This window comes from Butyrivibrio sp., assembly GCF_017433805.1.
In the GTDB taxonomy this organism is placed as follows: domain Bacteria; phylum Bacillota; class Clostridia; order Lachnospirales; family Lachnospiraceae; genus Butyrivibrio.
The window spans coordinates 295,589-312,142 of sequence record NZ_JAFRGN010000013.1 but is presented as its reverse complement, the minus strand read 5'-3'; the positions used below and the strand labels follow the sequence as shown (position 1 = coordinate 312,142).

The window sequence follows — 16,554 nt, the reverse complement described above, 5'->3', positions numbered from 1 at the left end:
GGACAATATGGGGACAAAAAATATTCAGGTTGCATGTATGACACTTGGAATGGTTGGCACTAACTGTTTCTTTGTATTTGATGAGGGAAATGCTGACGCAGATGGTAAGAAACACGGAGTTTTATTTGATCCAGCTGATCAGGGCGGTAGAATATACGAGACTTTGACTTCTAAGGGATTTGTTATTGATCTGATTCTTTTAACTCACGGACATTTTGACCATATTGGCGGTGCTGAGGAGCTTAGAAACCTTACCGGAGCCAAGCTTGGCTGTCATGAAAAAGAGCAGGCTATGTGCAAGGATGCGTACCTTAATCTTTCCAATGATTATGGAATGCACCTGAAGGTTACACCGGATATCACCTATAAGGATGGAGATATCATCGAGGTGGCAGGTCTTTCCTTCAAGGTGTTATTTACACCGGGACATACTTCTGGTGGTTGCTGCTATTACTGCGAAGAGGGCAAGTTTGTTATTGCAGGTGATACTCTTTTTGAAGAATCTGTAGGCAGAACTGATTTCCCTACAAGCTCAACAAGTGAGCTCCTTCGCTCAATCAATGATAAGCTCTTTACACTTCCAGACGATACGCTGGTTTATCCGGGGCACGGTGAGACTACCACTATAGAGCACGAAAAGGAATATAATCCATTCGTACTTGGGTGGTAGGACGGTGAGCCTTTAGGGATATGATAGGAGGCAAAATATGCACATAGAAGCTCAGTAGTGCTAGGCACGGCGCAAAGCCATAAGCACACATCGATGCGTGCAATGGCACTTTCGATGTGCATGTCTTTGCTCTGTAGCACTAATTCGCTTCTATGTGCATATTTTTTGCCTCTGTAGTATAATTCCATGAAGGCTCACCTGGTTACGAACAATAAAATATTAGTATAAAAGAACAGAAATATAGAATTATAGGTTTAAGGAAAACGATATGATAAGGATTCTTTTGAATGTAGATAAATACCAATATGATATTCACTCTTTATTTAAAGCATTTTATGGGAATGAGGATGTGAAGGTTGTAATTATCGATAAGTGTGGAAATGATGATATTTCTAGAAATGAAGATGATGGTGAAGAGTTTTTTGCCAAAGTAGATATATTGACCAGAGAAAAAAGTGATGAATGCATTCAAGGAATAGTTGTAGTTTCTATCCAGGAAGTTAACAAGGAAATGAAATATGTTGATTTTCTTGATGTTACTAAGAACGACAATGCTTCTACCAGTGGAGAAGATCATACAGTTGATACAAGCAAGAACGCTGTTAAGAAAGCTATTTATTTAGCCTTGCGAGAGGTTACTGGTCGTGATCTCCCTTGGGGAAATCTTACAGGAATCAGGCCTACTCGCATTGCTATGAATCTCATAGATAATGGTAAGAGCGATGAAGAAATCTTTGAATATATGAAGAATACTTATTTTGTCAGCGATGAGAAAATAAGGCTCAGCATCTCAATTGCCAGAAGAGAGAAGGAAATCCTTAAGGATATCGACTACGAGAATGGATACAGCCTTTACATAGGAATTCCTTTCTGTCCTACAACATGTCTGTATTGCTCATTTACTTCTTATCCTATAGGCGCTTATAGCAAAGTGGTTGATGATTATATTTCATGCCTTGAAAAAGAGATCGACTATGTTGCAGAGAATTTTGCTGATAAGACTCTTGATACTATTTATATAGGTGGCGGAACTCCTACAACTTTAGAACCACATCAGCTCGAAAGACTAATCGGCTATGTTCAGAAAAAACTTGATACATCTCATGTTAAGGAGTTTACAGTAGAGTCAGGAAGACCAGATTCCATAACGAGAGAGAAGCTGTCCACCATGAAGAAGATGGGAGTTAACAGAATATCTGTTAATCCTCAGACTATGAGAGATGAGACTCTTAAGTTAATTGGCAGAAGACATACTGTAGCGCAGCTCATTGACTCCTTCCACATGGCAAGGGAAGAAGGCTTTGATAATATCAATATGGATATTATCCTTGGTCTTCCTGGAGAAACTGCAGAAGATGTCAGATATACAATTGATGAGATCAAAAAGCTTGATCCTGATGATCTGACAGTTCATTCTCTTGCAATCAAGAGAGGATCTAAGCTTGCTGAGGTTCTCCATGAAAAAGAACTAAAGGGAGAACTCAAAGTACCAATCCTTGAATCCATTAATAATACTGAAGAGATGATGGATATTGCAGCTAAGGGCGCTGCAGATCTGGGACTTGAACCATATTACCTGTATAGACAGAAGAATATCAGCGGAAACTTTGAAAATACTGGCTATGCGAGAAAAAATAAAGCAGGAATTTATAATATTTTAATCAATGAAGAGGTACAGTCTATAGTTGCACTTGGGGCAGGTACAGTAACCAAGCGTGTTTACGGCAACGGAAGGATTGAACGCTGCGATAATGTTAAGGATATCAAGCTCTACATGGAAAATATTCATGAAATGATAGACAGAAAAAATATCCTATTCAAATAGTGTGTTTATGGTACTTTTGAACAAAAAAATCGTTTAAGAAAACTAACATATTAACATTAGATTGATAATTGTTTGATAATTGTTCAAAAAAATATAAAAAAGATTAAATAATCGGAAACCAATTCTAAAATATTCAGTACCCCATATTGTATACTTGGGATGCGGTAATATTGTATTTGATTGTGCAACATGCTATACTATTGTCAAAAATATGACGATATTGCTGAAAAATAGGAACTGCAATATCACAAGGAGGTTTATATGCTATTCCAACTTTATAGCGACCATGCTGCTATGCAGTTACTTGGTTGGGTAATGGTATTCTGCGGACTTATCCTCATGAATGAGATTGGCCGTAGAACAAAGGTAGGTGGAATGATCGTATTCGTAGTTATTCCATGTATCCTTACTGTATATTTCATTTTGGCACATCTTGGAATGTTTGGAGGAGCTCAGAATCCTACAGTTGCATTCATGGATGGCTGGTTCCACTATTTCAAACTCTATGCTGCCGATATCGGCTGCGTTGGTTTCATGATGATCAAGTACAAATGGGGCATCGGCAAAGAGAAATGGTTTGCATGGTTCCCATGGTTCATCGTTGCAGCTAACATTATGATTGCTAACGTTTCTGATATGGAGTCAGCTCTTGCAGCTTTCTCAATCACAGGCAACCTTTCAGGTGCTTGGTGGGCTTCTAACGAAGGCGTATTCATCTATGGTGGATGGTGGAACGTTGTTAACGCACTTGCTGGTATGATCAATATCTTCTGTATGACAGGTTGCGTACACCTTTATTCATCCAAGGACAAGAACCACGCAGATATGCTTTGGCCTGATATGACTGTTTGGTTCATCATCGCTTATGATGTATGGAACTTTGAGTACACATATCTTAACCTTCCTACACACTCATGGTATTGCGGTGTTGCACTTCTTCTTGCTCCTACATTTGCTAATGCATTCTGGAACAAGGGTGCTTGGATTCAGAACCGTGCTAACACACTTGCTATCTGGTGTATGTTTGCTCAGGTTGTACCTGGATTCCAGCTTAGCTCTAAGTTTGCAGCAGCTCTTCCTTCAGTTTATGGCGGAGCTACAGAGAATGGTATTACAACAATGGACCTTTACGAGAAGGCAATTGCACTTTATAATGCTGGTAATGGTAAGACAGCTCAGGCTGGTCAGATCATCGAGAGCATGGGTATCACAGCTAACCCTACATCACAGGGTGTTGTTGCAATCCTTTCAATTGCAATCAACGTAATCTGCATTGCAGAGATCATTAAGAGATCTTGCAAGCTCGGCAAGAACCCATATGCTAACGAAGTATTTGGCGATACCAAAGATTTCAAACTTGCTATGGAGCGTGCGGAGTAATTATGGATAATGTTAGAGTCATTGAAGTAAAGAGAAGTATTTTTGAGAGTAACGATCAGGATGCTGATAAGCTCAGAGGCGAGCTTAGACAGTCCAAGACATTTCTTTTGAACCTTATGTCTTCACCTGGATCAGGTAAGACAACAACGCTCAAGAGAACAATCGAAACTCTTAAGGATAAGTACAGAATTGGTGTTATGGAAGCTGATATTGATTCAGATGTAGACGCCAAGGCTATTGCAGAATTAGGTGTTAAGTCTATTCAGCTTCACACTGGTGGAATGTGCCATCTCGATGCTGATATGACCAGACAGGGAATCAAAGAGCTTGATGTTTCTGATGTTGATTTTGCTATTTTAGAGAACGTTGGAAACCTTGTTTGTCCTGCAGAATTTGATACAGGAAGTACCAAGAATGCTATGATACTTTCTGTTCCAGAGGGACATGATAAGCCTCTTAAGTACCCGCTTATGTTTTCCATTTGCGATGTTGTTCTCATCAACAAGATGGATGTAGCTCCTTATTTCGATTTTGATCTTGAGAAATGTAAGGAATACATTCTCATGCGTAATCCTAAGGCTAAGATAATTCCTATCTGTGCTAAGACAGGTGAGGGAATCGAGGCTTGGGCAGCATGGCTTTCAGAGCAGATTGATGAAGCAATTAAGTAATTGGCTATAAATCTGATTAAATGCCAGGCGATAAACAAGGGGAAGTTTATCTTTATCCTTGCTATATCGCCTGGCTTTTTATTTCATTGAAAATCATTTCTATGAAATTATCATTTGTTAAGTAGTGTTTAGTTTATTTGAAATAGGATTGTTATATGCACGAATTAGGCGTTGTTTTTCATATAATTGATGACCTTACTGAGGTCGGCAAAGAGAACGATATAGAAAAGATTCATTCAGTTACACTTCAGCTTGGCGAGGTATCAGGAGTTGTTCCTGAACTTCTGACAGATGCATGGAAATGGGCGGCTGCCAAGACTGAGCTTATGAATGGTGCTGAACTTATTATAGAGACGCTTCCTGCAGTTACTTACTGCGAGGACTGCAAGACTGAATATGAAACAGTTAAACATGGCAAGATTTGTCCTAATTGTGGCAGTGAACACACATATCTCTTAAAGGGGAATGAGTTCATGATAAAAGAGATATCGGCCACATAAATATGACGATTTGAAAGGCAAGGGTAGAGAGATGGATAAAAATAATTTCGATATGAATGATCTGATGACTCCTTATTCATTGGATCCTAATCGTAACAGAGAAGATCCTCGTGCAGGCATTATTCCTGACACTGTGGATATGAATGCACCTTTCCGTGAGCCACTGGCTAAGTTTTCTAAGGCTGTAACGGATAGAAAAGAGATCAAACTTGGTCTTGAGAAGATCACTAAAGAGAGTCCTGAATATTGGGGCCTTTATAATCTGATCACTGATGAGCAGTGTGAGATAGCTCTTAAGCTTGAAAAACGTAAGCCTAAGACTTTCGAGCAGATTGCTGCTCTTTGTCCTGAATATACAAAAGAAGAGCTTCAGAAGCAGCTCGATGAAATGTCATATAACGGCGTTATCGAGTGGAACTATGAGAATTCTCAGCATGAGAAGCAGTATGTACTTCCTATGTACGTTCCTGGTTCAGCTGAGTTTGGTAATATGAACCACAAGGTTCTTGAGGAGCATCCAGAGGCTGGTGCTTTCTTTGAGAGAATGAGCCGTATTCCTCTTGAGGGACTTACACACATGGTTCCTATGGGCGGCGCTGGTGTTGGTATGCATGTAATCCCTGTTGAGAAGGCAATTGAGATGCAGGGTGAGGCTATCAACCTTGAAAAGATTTCATACTGGCTTGATTACTATGAAGGCAAGTATGCAGCATCTCCATGTTCATGTAGAAGATCCAGAAAGACATTTGAGCAGGGCTGTGCTGATGATCCAGAGGGCTGGTGTATCGCTATCGGTGATATGGCTGACTATGTTGTTGAGACTCAGAAGGATGGACACTATATCACTAAGGAAGAGGCTCTTGAGATCTTCAAGAAGGCTGAAGATAATGGATTCGTTCATCAGATCACTAACATTGACGGACAGAACAAGATCTTTGCTATCTGTAACTGTAATGTAAATGTATGTTATGCTCTTCGCACTTCACAGCTGTTCAACACACCTAACATGTCTCGTTCAGCTTATGTAGCACATGTTAGCAAAGAAAAGTGCGTAGCTTGTGGACGATGCGTAGAGGTTTGTCCTGCTGGTGCAGCTACACTTGGTCAGAAGCTTTGCAAGAAGGATGGCAGCGAGGTTGTTTATCCTAAGATGCCTCTTCCTACAGAGCAGAAGTGGTCACGTGAGATGTGGACAGAGGATTATAGAGACATCAACCGTATCAACACTCACAAGACTGGTACAGCTCCTTGTAAGACAGCTTGTCCTGCACACTTGCCTGTACAGGGATATATCAAGATGGCTTCACAGGGTAGATATGATGAAGCTCTTGCGCTTATCAAGAAGTACAATCCACTTCCAGCTGTTTGTGGACATGTATGTAACAGACGTTGTGAGGATGCTTGTACAAGAGGAACAATCGATCAGGCGCTTGCTATCGATGAGATCAAGAAGTTTGTTGCTATGAGAGACCTCAAGGCAGAGACAAGATATGTGCCTAATAAGGTTATTCCTAAGCTTGATGGCGGCTTTGATGAGAAGGTAGCTATCATTGGTGCAGGTCCTGCAGGTATTTCCTGTGCTTACTATCTTGCACTTAAGGGATACAAGCCTACATTGTTCGAGAAGAACAAGAAGCCAGGCGGAATGGTTACTTATGGTATTCCTTCATTCGTTATGGAAAAAGATATTATCGAGGCTGAGGTTGATGTACTCAGAGACCTCGGTGTTGATATTCGCCTCGGTGTTGAGGTTGGTAAGGATATCACTCTTAAAGAGCTCAGAGAACAGGGTTACAAGGCATTCTATATCGCTATTGGATGTCAGGGTGGCCGTGGAGTAAATGTTCCTGGTGAGGACGCTGAAGGCGTTATCAAGGGTGTTGATATTCTTCATGATGTTATTGATGATGAGAGCTACAAGCTCATAGGCGATACAGTAGTTATCGGTGGTGGTAACGTTGCTATCGACGTTAGCCGTACAGCTATCCGTTGTGGATCACCTAAGATCACACAGGTTTCTCTTGAGACACGTGATATTATGCCAGCTCTTCCTGAAGAGATCGAGCTTGCTGAATCTGAAGGCATTGAGTTCAGAGGCGGCTGGGGACCTAAGGAAATCCTTACAGAGAATGGTAAGGTTAAGGGTATCGTATTCAAGAAGTGTACTCAGGTTAAGAATGCAGAAGGTCGCTTCGACCCTCAGTATGATGAGAATGAGACCATGGAGATTGCATGTTCTAACGTAATTCTTTCTGTTGGACAGGCAACTGTATGGGGAGACCTTCTCAAGGATGAGGCAGTTGAGTTCAGAGGACCAGCTCCTGTAGCTGATAAGGTTACATTCCAGACTACAGTTAAGGATATCTTCGTTGGTGGAGATATGTTCTATGGACCTAGATTTGCTATCGATGCTATCGCTTGTGGTAAGGAAGGTGCTGAATCTATCCACAGATTTGTACAGCCTCACTCATCACTTACAATCGGTCGTGATCCTAACTTCTTTATCGAACTTGATAAGGATGATATCCAGATCAAGGATTATGATCACGTTGGACGTCAGGTACCAGCTGATACAAAGAGCAAGGATGGCAAGCTTACATTCCGTGATACTAAGCAGGTATTCACAGAAGAGCAGGTTAAGAAGGAATCTTCACGTTGTCTTGGATGCGGAGCTTCAATCATCGATCCTAACAAGTGCGTAGGTTGCGGACTTTGCACAACACGCTGCGAATTTGATGCTATAAAGCTTACAAGAGATAACCCAGATGCTTCTACTATGAGAACAGCAGAAGAAAAACTTAAATATATTCTTCCTAATGGACTCAAGCAGGCTGTTGCAAGACCATTTGTTAAGAAAACACCTAAAGATACAGCATGGCTTGATGAAGAATAATCGTTCAAAATAATAAATTCTATTGTATAAGATTAAGTCAAGTGTTCAAATGGGCACTTGACTTAATCTTTAAAAATGTATATTAATAAGAAATGTAAATTTTTTTCACATTTTTATTATGAAGGGGCTTTTTAAATTCGAAATGGCAACTAAGACAACTAATACCAAGAAAAATTCACTTCTTATTGTTGAGTCACCTACCAAGGTTAAAGCTATCAAGAAGTTTTTAGGCACTGGCTACGACGTAGCTGCCAGTAACGGACATGTAAGAGATCTTCCCAAGAGTCAGATGGGTGTAGATGTTGAGCATGACTTTGAACCTAAATATATTACTATAAGGGGAAAAGGCGATGTACTTGCTGATCTTCGTAAGAAGGTCAAAAAGGCAGATCACGTATACCTCGCAACTGACCCTGACCGCGAGGGTGAGGCTATTTCATGGCACCTTATCGCGGCACTTAAACTGAATGAGGCTGATGCCAAGATTCAGAGAGTAACATTTAATGAGATTACCAAGAACGCTGTTAAAGAGGCTATGAAGCATCCCAGGGATATCGATATGAACCTCGTAGATGCTCAGCAGGCCAGACGTGTTCTTGACAGAATGGTTGGATATTCTATTTCGCCACTTCTCTGGTCCAAGATCAAAAGAGGTCTCAGTGCCGGACGAGTACAGTCTGTAGCACTCAGGATCATTGCAGACAGAGAAGAAGAGATTGAATCTTTCATCCCTTCAGAATATTGGACACTTGATGTTAATCTTGCTGCAGAAGGCGAGAAGAAGCCACTTGTAGCTCATTACTACGGTGAAGGTAATGACAAGAAAGAAATCAAGTCCAAGGAAGAACTCGACAAGATCTGTGCTTCACTTAAGGGAGCCAAGTATGTAGTTAGCGATGTCAAGAAGGGCGAGAGAACCAAGAAGGCACCACTTCCATTTACTACATCAACACTTCAGCAGGAAGCTTCCAAGGCGCTTAACTTCTCAACACAGAAGACAATGCGTGTTGCACAGCAGCTTTATGAAGGAATTGAGCTTGGCAAACAGGGAACTGTTGGTCTTATAACATACCTTCGTACAGACTCAACAAGAGTATCAGATGAAGCTGTTGCTTCAGCTAATGCTTATATTTCAGCTAATTTTGGCGACAAGTATTTATCAGAGGGCGCTACAGTCAAGAAGAGCGATGCCAAGATTCAGGACGCTCACGAGGCTATCAGACCTACTTATATCGAGAATACACCAGTTGTTGTTAAGGAATATCTTTCAAGAGATCAGTTCAGACTCTATCAGCTGATCTGGCGCAGATTCATGGCAAGCCGTATGGCTCCAGCCAAGTATGAGACAACATCTGTTAAGATTGATGCAGGAGTTCATAGATTTACAGTTGCAGCATCCAAGACTGTATTCGACGGTTTCCTCAACGTTTACACAGATGAGGATGATCAGATTGAGAAGAATGTTCTCATGAAGAATCTGGATACTACAACCAAGCTCAAGTTCGACAGCTTTGACAGTGCTCAGCACTTTACACAGCCTGCACCACATTATACAGAGGCTTCACTGGTTCATGACCTTGAGGCTCTTGGAATTGGCAGACCTAGTACGTATGCACCTACTATTTCTACAATTCTTGCAAGACATTATATTACCAAGGAAAACAAGGCAATCTTCATCACAGAGCTGGGACAAGCTGTTAACAAGATGATGAATGATGCTTTCCCACAGATTGTAGATGTAAACTTTACATCTAACATGGAAGCTCTTCTCGACGGAATCGCAGAGGGCGACGTTAAGTGGAAGACAGTTGTAGAGAATTTCTATCCAGATCTTAATGAAGCTGTTGTTGCAGCAGAAAAAGAGATGGAGATGATTCAGGTTCAGGATGAAGTTACTGATGAAATCTGTCCGAACTGTGGCAGAAACATGGTAATCAAGTATGGTCCACACGGTAAGTTCCTTGCATGCCCTGGATTCCCAGAGTGTAAGAACACTATGCCATATTTTGAGAAGATTGGTGTTGAGTGTCCCAAGTGTGGCAAAGATCTCGTTCTTAAGAGAACTAGAAAAGGTCGTATATACTATGGTTGCATAGGCAATCCTGAGTGCGACTTTATGTCATGGGCAAGACCTGTTAAAGAGAAATGTCCTAAGTGCGGTAAATTCATGGTTGCCAAGAGCAACAAGCTTGCCTGCAGCGACCAGGAATGCGGATTTTCATGCAACAAGGATGAATTGAAAAAAGAATAAACATGAGTTTTCTGAAAATTTAAGTATATTTTAATAATTGTAGGCGCTTTATTGTTTGAAGCGCCTATTTTTTTATGCTATGATACAAATAGCGTAGTAATGTTATATTCGTAATAACGATAATAATATTGCTTGTGGGGAAATAATCTAAAAAGGAGAACTCTGATGAGTAGTGTACAACTACTGGATAAAACCCGTAAGATAGGTAAACTGTTACATAATAGCAATTCTGGAAAGGTTGTTTTCAACGACATTTGTAGAGTGTTATGCGACATTTTAGCTTCTAACATGTTCGTGATCAGTAAAAAGGGTAAAGTCCTGGGTATTGGTGAGAGTGCTAATGTAGCATCTCTTAGTGACCTGCTTGTTGACAATGTGGGATCTTTTATCGACCCAATGCTTAATGAGAGACTACTTACAATTCTTTCTACAAAAGAGAATGTGAATCTTGAGACTCTTGGATTTGAGGGTATTGATAGTGCCAAATTCCAAGCTATTATCACTCCTATAGAAATTGCAGGCGAAAGACTTGGAACGTTATTTATCTACAAGACAGATGCTCCATACGATATTGATGACATTATCCTGTGTGAGTATGGTACAACAGTTGTAGGCCTTGAGATGCTGAGAGCTGTTAATGAAGAAAATGCAGAAGAGAGTAGAAAGCTCGCAGTTGTTAAATCTGCAATCGGCACACTTTCATTTTCCGAGATGCAGGCAATAATTCATATCTTTGATGAACTTGATGGTATGGAAGGCGTACTTGTAGCCAGCAAGATCGCTGACAGAGTTGGAATCACAAGGAGCGTTATTGTTAATGCCCTTCGTAAATTTGAAAGTGCTGGTGTCATCGAATCCAGATCTTCAGGAATGAAGGGAACATACATTAAAGTTACAAACGATGTGGTATTCAATGAGATAAAGAAGCTCAAAGCCGAGATTTGATCCTAAGATAAAATCAGGTTTTGACCGATAATAAACACAGAAACGTCATACATTTGATTTTAAGTTTATAGCGAATGGATGGATGTAGATGAAGGGATTTATCAAAATGGTAAACCCCTTCTTTTTTATTTTATACATCTTGTAGTTTTTGGCGATGGTAGACACAATATAAAGTATATTTTTCTTGTATTTTGGTAAAAAAAATCATATTATTAATATAATAACATTATTGTGTCTATATTCCGCATATTTTGGAGGTGGCCATGATCAATAGTAATGCTTTTGATTACATCAATGTGCTTGATAAAGCCGCAGATGCTTCCTGGCTTCGAAATGAGGTTATAGCTAATAATATAGCCAATGTTGATACTCCTGGTTATAAGAGACAAGACCTTAATTTTGAGGATGAACTTGAAAGAGCACTGGGCAATTCAAGATATGTTTCCATGGACGCCAAGGTGGCGGGACTTAAGGAACACGAACTTAGACCCAGAGTAATAAATGATTACTCTAACTTCTCTTACAGACTAGATAAGAACAACGTGGATATTGATACAGAGAATGTTACTCTTGCAGCCAACCAGATCAAGTACCAGGGACTTATGGAAGGGCTGAGTTCAGAATTCAAGAATCTTCAGGCAGCTTGTAAGTCATCCTGATAAATAAATTTATCAGGATTCGGGGCAATATTCCAATTTGCTTCGCAAAGATTGCCCCTTACTCCTGAATCATGTTCTTACGAAGTTTGCAGCTAGTGCAAACTTCTGTTGGAAAGGAGAGGGTTATGAACATTTTTGATTCTTTTAATATCAATTCATCTGGTATGACAGCGCAGCGATTCAGAATGGATATCATTTCAGAGAATATCGCTAATGCTAATACTACCAGAACGAAAGATGGTGACACACCATATACCAGAAAGGTTGTGAGATTTGCAGAAAAAGGTACACAGACGCCTTTTTCAAGAATATTAAATGAGAGACTGGATCACTATTCAGGCCGTGGAGTTAAAGTAGTTCAGGTTCAGGATGATACCTGGACGCAATACAACGTGGTTTATGATCCGTCACATCCAGATGCTGACGCCAATGGTTATGTAACATATCCTAATGTCAACACGGTTACTGAGATGACTAACCTTATTGATGCCAGCAGATCATATGAAGCTAATGCAACAGCATTTAATGCCAGCAAGAATATAGCAACAAGAGGACTTGAACTTGGTCAGGGCTGACCGTAAACCTTGATTAGTTTGTTTTGTACATTTATGGAGGGGATAAATGGCATCTCTTGATATTTCTCAACTTAGAAATGTTTCTTCTGACGTTATTAGAAATGCGGAGCACCTTAACAGCAAGGTATACAATGTTTTAGGCCCGCAGGACGACAATAACTCTTTTGCCAACATATTTGGAAGAGCAATGGAGAACATAAACACGACAAATGCATATTTGTCAGATGCTGAAAATGAGGAGATTAAGTGGGCTCTTGGTCAGACTAACAACACTCATGATCTTTCCATTGCGCTTCAAAAAGCACAGACAGCTCTGCAATATACTATAGCGGTGAGGGACCGCGCACTTTCTGCATATAGAGAGATTACTCAGATGCAGATCTAAATTTTTTTAGTTATATTATTTTTTCATGAGGGGAGGGAGAAATATGGCTGAAAGATTAAGAGCCTTGTGGCAAAAAGTTCTCGATTGGTGGAACCAGTTCACAGCCAAGCAGAAGACTTTGATAGTCGGCGCTGGTACTGTTGTGCTACTCACCATTATTATTCTGGTTACAGTGCTTAACCAGCCTCAATATGTTCTATTGGCTCAAGCCACTTCTACCAAAGAAGCATCCGAGATTAAGGAGCTTCTTGATTCCAATACAATCAATTATAAAATGTCTGATGACGGCATGGAGTTTAAGGTCCTCAAAAAGGACCAGGCGAACGCCAGCCTTCTTCTTGGTGCAAATGATATCCAATCATATGCATACAGTATAAATAATGTTACAGATGGAAACTTTTCTACCACTGAATCTGACAAGCAAAAAAAGTATGTCAAATACCTGGAAAGCCAACTAGAACATGATATGCTGGTCAAATTTGACGCAATAGAAACTGCCAATGTAACACTTCATATTCCGGATAATGATGGAACTCTCATAGGAAACAAAGACGAAGCATCAGCCTGGATCCTTCTTGAAATAAATGATCCTAATAGTTTCGGAGAAGAAAACGCTACTTTTGTAGCTAAGGCTGTAGCAGCAGCTCTTGGTAAAAAATCTACCAACGACATTGTTATTCTGGACTATAGCGGAAATCTTCTGTTCTCAGGAAGTGAAGAAACAACAGATGCTGGAATTGCCAGCAATCAGCTTAATCTTAAGACCAAGGCGGAGCAGATCGTTAAAAACGAAGTTAAAAAGGTTTTACTTGGAACAAAACTCTATGATGATATTCAGGTAGCAAGTAACCTTGTGCTTGATTTTTCTAAAGAGGAAAAGACAAACCACACATATACACCTGCAGAAGATCAGACACAGGGTGTTCTGTCTCACGAGTCTATATACAACGCAGAAAATGTTAACGGCGTAAGTGGTATTCCTGGAACTGATACAAATGAGGATGATGAAACTACTTATGTTACTCAGGATAATACCAATTCAAGTTCTACTATTACTGAGGAAACAAGGGATTATCTTCCAAACGAGGAGATAACAACAAGCACAAATATTCCTGGTGCCATCAAGTATGACGAATCTTCAATTTCTGTAACAGCAATCAACTATGTTGTTATGAAGGAAGAGAACTATGATAAGGCTGCGAATGGGGATGTTGACTGGAATGATTACAAGATAGCCAACACGGAGCCTGTGAATCTTGATGTACCAGAGGAAATGATAAATGTCGTTGCCAAGGCTACAGGTATAGCAGCAAGCAACGTTGCTATGGCTGCATATACACAGTACGTATTCATTGACAAGACAGGAGCTAATATCACAGTTACTGATATTCTCCAGATTGTTACTATTCTCATTATCCTTGGCCTTCTTGCATTTATCGTTATCAGAAGTATGTGGACATCCAAGAAGACTGAAGAGGAGCCAGTCCCAGAAGAGCTTTCTGTTGAACAGCTCCTTGAGTCCACACCAGAGGAGACTCTTGAAGATATCGAAATGGATACAGGTTCTGAGACCAAGAGGCTTATTGAGAAATTCGTTGATGAAAATCCAGAGGCTGCAGCTACGCTGCTTCGTAACTGGTTAAACGAAGACTATGGCATGTGAGCGATATAAGGACTGAGTAAATTCAATGTTGTGCTTGCACAAAACATTGAATTTATGAAAGGACTGAACGGACATGAGGAATACAGAAATACGAACGTAGAGAGTATTTCGAATTCCGAATGCCCGTAGGATTGCGAGAGTACGAAGTACGGAGCAATCCGTATATCGCGGGTGAGCGATACGGAGCAATCCGTATATCGCGGAATAAATATATTAAATGGGGAGTATAAAATATGGATGCTGATTTCAGTGGTGGCAATTCCTTAATTGCCGATTTCACCGGCACTCAAAAAGCGGCGATCCTACTTATTGCGTTAGGACCGGAGAAATCCTCCGCCATATTCAAACATCTGAAAGAAGAGGAAATCGAGGAGCTTACTCTTGAAATTGCTAACACCAGAAGTGTTACATCTCAGATTAAAGAGGCAGTACTCGAAGAGTTTTATGGCGTCTGCCTTGCTCAGCAGTACATTGCTGAAGGTGGTATCAGCTATGCTAAGGAACTTCTTGAGAAAGCTCTTGGTGAAGACAAGGCTCTTGATGTTATCAGTAAGCTTACTGCTTCACTTCAGGTTAAGCCTTTCGAATTTATTCGTAAGACTGAGCCTTCACAGATTCTTACCTTCATACAGGATGAGCATCCTCAGACTATAGCTCTTATTTTGTCTTATATGTCACCCGCACAGAGTGCGCTTATTCTGTCGGCTATTCCACCTGACAGACAGGCGGATGTTGCCAAGCGTATCGCTGCCATGGACAGAACAAGTCCTGACACGATCAAAGAGGTAGAAAAAGTGTTGGAATCCAAGCTATCATCTCTTGTAAACCAGGATTATACAATCGTTGGTGGCGTAGATGCGGTTGTAGAGATTTTGAATACAGTAGACCGTGCTACAGAGAAACATATCATGGAGACTCTGGAAATCGAAGAGCCAGAGCTTGCCGACGAGATCAGAAAGAAGATGTTCGTATTCGAAGACGTACTTCTTCTGGACGACAGATCTATTCAGAGAGTGCTGCGTGAAGTTGAGAACAGTGACCTCGGTCTTGCTCTTAAAGGTGCAACTGAGAACGTACAGACAGCTATCTTTAACAACCTGTCTAAGCGTCTTGCAGCTATGATCAAGGAAGATATGGACTTCATGGGACCTGTTCGTATGAAGGACGTTGAAGAAGCTCAGCAGAAGATTGTTAACGTAATCCGTAAGCTTGAGGATGCTGGTGAAATTGTAATCTCCAGAGGTGGAGGTGATGAGCTAGTTGTCTAATCTATTTAAAGCTGGCTTTATTAGCTTTGACGATACTGAGAAATTCGTCATTGATAGTAACGACCTTGCAAATCAGAAAATTGAGGCTTTTCAGGAGCAGGAACTTAAGCGTCAGCGTGCAATGATGGCTGATGAGGAAGGCTATGCTCCTGAGGGCGATAATGTAGATTTTGTTCCAGGTATCGACATGGAACAACTGTCTCAGCTAACAGAGGATCAAGGTATGATGGAACCATTTCCTGATCCTCAATTTGATAGGGAAGCAATGCAGGCTGAGATGGACTTTAAACTCCAGCAGGCTCAGGAACAGGCTGACATGATAATTCAGAATGCTCAGGAGCAGGCTAATTCCATTATTGCGCAGGCACAGGAGGAAGGTCACAGACAGGGCTATGAGGCTGGGTATCAGGAGGGAGCTCAGGCTGCGGAAGCTCTTAAGGCAGATATCGAACAACAAAGAAACGACCTTGAAGCTGAATACCAGCAGATAGTAGATGGCCTTGAGCCAGAGATGGTAGATGTTCTCACACAGATTTATGAGCATGTTTTTGGCGTTGAGCTTAGAGAAGATAAGGGAATCATTCTTCATCTTCTTAAGTCTACTTTATCCAGAATTGAATCGGGTAATGACCTGATAGTACATGTATCCTCTGATGATTATGATGATGTGATAGAGGAAAAAGAGGCGCTTGAAGCCTGTATAACTTCTCCTAACACAACAATGGAGATTATTGAGGATCCTCTTTTAAAAGAAAATGAGTGCATGATAGAGTCTGACAGCGGCGTATTTGACTGTAGTCTTGGAGTTGAATTATCAGAGCTGTCTAGAAAGCTCAAATTATTATCTTTTGACAGAGTAAAACGATGAT

At 40.7% G+C, this 16,554-nt stretch carries 14 protein-coding genes; all 14 read left to right on the top strand.

The window, feature by feature from the left end; genetic code table 11:
• Window positions 1-7 precede the first annotated feature (7 nt).
• Entirely contained in the window at window positions 8-670 is a 663-nt protein-coding gene (locus IJI01_RS04820) for an MBL fold metallo-hydrolase (protein WP_292186605.1), read from the top strand.
• A gap of 268 nt (window positions 671-938) precedes the next feature.
• Complete coding sequence (gene hemZ, locus IJI01_RS04815; protein ID WP_292186602.1) at window positions 939-2,495, top strand: coproporphyrinogen dehydrogenase HemZ; 1,557 nt, start codon at window positions 939-941, stop codon at window positions 2,493-2,495.
• A 261-nt stretch (window positions 2,496-2,756) separates the two neighbouring features.
• Complete coding sequence (locus IJI01_RS04810; protein ID WP_292186599.1) at window positions 2,757-3,875, top strand: DUF5692 family protein; 1,119 nt, start codon at window positions 2,757-2,759, stop codon at window positions 3,873-3,875.
• A gap of 2 nt (window positions 3,876-3,877) precedes the next feature.
• Entirely contained in the window at window positions 3,878-4,546 is a 669-nt protein-coding gene (gene hypB, locus IJI01_RS04805; RefSeq protein WP_292186596.1) for a hydrogenase nickel incorporation protein HypB, read from the top strand.
• Between the two features lie 155 nt (window positions 4,547-4,701).
• A complete protein-coding gene (locus IJI01_RS04800) occupies window positions 4,702-5,046 on the top strand; it encodes a hydrogenase maturation nickel metallochaperone HypA (RefSeq protein ID WP_292186593.1) in 345 nt (114 codons plus the stop codon).
• Between the two features lie 139 nt (window positions 5,047-5,185).
• Complete coding sequence (locus IJI01_RS04795) at window positions 5,186-7,939, top strand: FAD-dependent oxidoreductase (protein WP_292186932.1); 2,754 nt, start codon at window positions 5,186-5,188, stop codon at window positions 7,937-7,939.
• Window positions 7,940-8,081: 142 nt separating this feature from the next.
• The gene (gene topA / locus IJI01_RS04790; protein WP_292186591.1) at window positions 8,082-10,190 is read left to right on the top strand and encodes a type I DNA topoisomerase; all 2,109 of its coding nucleotides are present in this window, start codon (window positions 8,082-8,084) and stop codon (window positions 10,188-10,190) included.
• Between the two features lie 165 nt (window positions 10,191-10,355).
• The gene (gene codY / locus IJI01_RS04785; RefSeq protein WP_292186588.1) at window positions 10,356-11,135 is read left to right on the top strand and encodes a GTP-sensing pleiotropic transcriptional regulator CodY; all 780 of its coding nucleotides are present in this window, start codon (window positions 10,356-10,358) and stop codon (window positions 11,133-11,135) included.
• A 263-nt stretch (window positions 11,136-11,398) separates the two neighbouring features.
• Entirely contained in the window at window positions 11,399-11,794 is a 396-nt protein-coding gene (gene flgB, locus IJI01_RS04780) for a flagellar basal body rod protein FlgB (RefSeq protein WP_292186584.1), read from the top strand.
• Between the two features lie 125 nt (window positions 11,795-11,919).
• Window positions 11,920-12,369: a flagellar basal body rod protein FlgC gene (flgC, locus tag IJI01_RS04775; protein WP_292186581.1), complete on the top strand. Its 450-nt coding sequence runs from the start codon at window positions 11,920-11,922 to the stop codon at window positions 12,367-12,369.
• 46 nt (window positions 12,370-12,415) lie between these two features.
• Window positions 12,416-12,754 (top strand): flagellar hook-basal body complex protein FliE, encoded by a 339-nt coding sequence (gene fliE / locus IJI01_RS04770; RefSeq protein WP_292186578.1) that lies wholly within the window; start codon window positions 12,416-12,418, stop codon window positions 12,752-12,754.
• Between the two features lie 43 nt (window positions 12,755-12,797).
• Entirely contained in the window at window positions 12,798-14,417 is a 1,620-nt protein-coding gene (locus IJI01_RS04765) for a flagellar M-ring protein FliF C-terminal domain-containing protein (protein WP_292186575.1), read from the top strand.
• Window positions 14,418-14,650: 233 nt separating this feature from the next.
• Entirely contained in the window at window positions 14,651-15,685 is a 1,035-nt protein-coding gene (gene fliG / locus IJI01_RS04760; RefSeq protein ID WP_292186572.1) for a flagellar motor switch protein FliG, read from the top strand.
• On the top strand, window positions 15,678-16,553 hold the full coding sequence (locus tag IJI01_RS04755; RefSeq protein ID WP_292186569.1) for a FliH/SctL family protein: 876 nt from the start codon (window positions 15,678-15,680) through the stop codon (window positions 16,551-16,553). The genes fliG and IJI01_RS04755 overlap by 8 nt, the downstream gene beginning before the upstream one ends.
• Window position 16,554 lies beyond the last annotated feature (1 nt).

Coding starts and splice junctions, on each gene's coding strand:
- flgB (WP_292186584.1), top strand. CDS start 11,399: ATGATCAATAGTAATGCTTTTGATTACATCAATGTGCTTGATAAAGCC.
- hemZ (WP_292186602.1), top strand. CDS start 939: ATGATAAGGATTCTTTTGAATGTAGATAAATACCAATATGATATTCAC.
- fliG (WP_292186572.1), top strand. CDS start 14,651: ATGGATGCTGATTTCAGTGGTGGCAATTCCTTAATTGCCGATTTCACC.
- IJI01_RS04800 (WP_292186593.1), top strand. CDS start 4,702: ATGCACGAATTAGGCGTTGTTTTTCATATAATTGATGACCTTACTGAG.
- codY (WP_292186588.1), top strand. CDS start 10,356: ATGAGTAGTGTACAACTACTGGATAAAACCCGTAAGATAGGTAAACTG.
- fliE (WP_292186578.1), top strand. CDS start 12,416: ATGGCATCTCTTGATATTTCTCAACTTAGAAATGTTTCTTCTGACGTT.
- topA (WP_292186591.1), top strand. CDS start 8,082: ATGGCAACTAAGACAACTAATACCAAGAAAAATTCACTTCTTATTGTT.
- IJI01_RS04810 (WP_292186599.1), top strand. CDS start 2,757: ATGCTATTCCAACTTTATAGCGACCATGCTGCTATGCAGTTACTTGGT.
- IJI01_RS04795 (WP_292186932.1), top strand. CDS start 5,186: ATGAATGCACCTTTCCGTGAGCCACTGGCTAAGTTTTCTAAGGCTGTA.
- hypB (WP_292186596.1), top strand. CDS start 3,878: ATGGATAATGTTAGAGTCATTGAAGTAAAGAGAAGTATTTTTGAGAGT.
- IJI01_RS04820 (WP_292186605.1), top strand. CDS start 8: ATGGGGACAAAAAATATTCAGGTTGCATGTATGACACTTGGAATGGTT.
- flgC (WP_292186581.1), top strand. CDS start 11,920: ATGAACATTTTTGATTCTTTTAATATCAATTCATCTGGTATGACAGCG.
- IJI01_RS04765 (WP_292186575.1), top strand. CDS start 12,798: ATGGCTGAAAGATTAAGAGCCTTGTGGCAAAAAGTTCTCGATTGGTGG.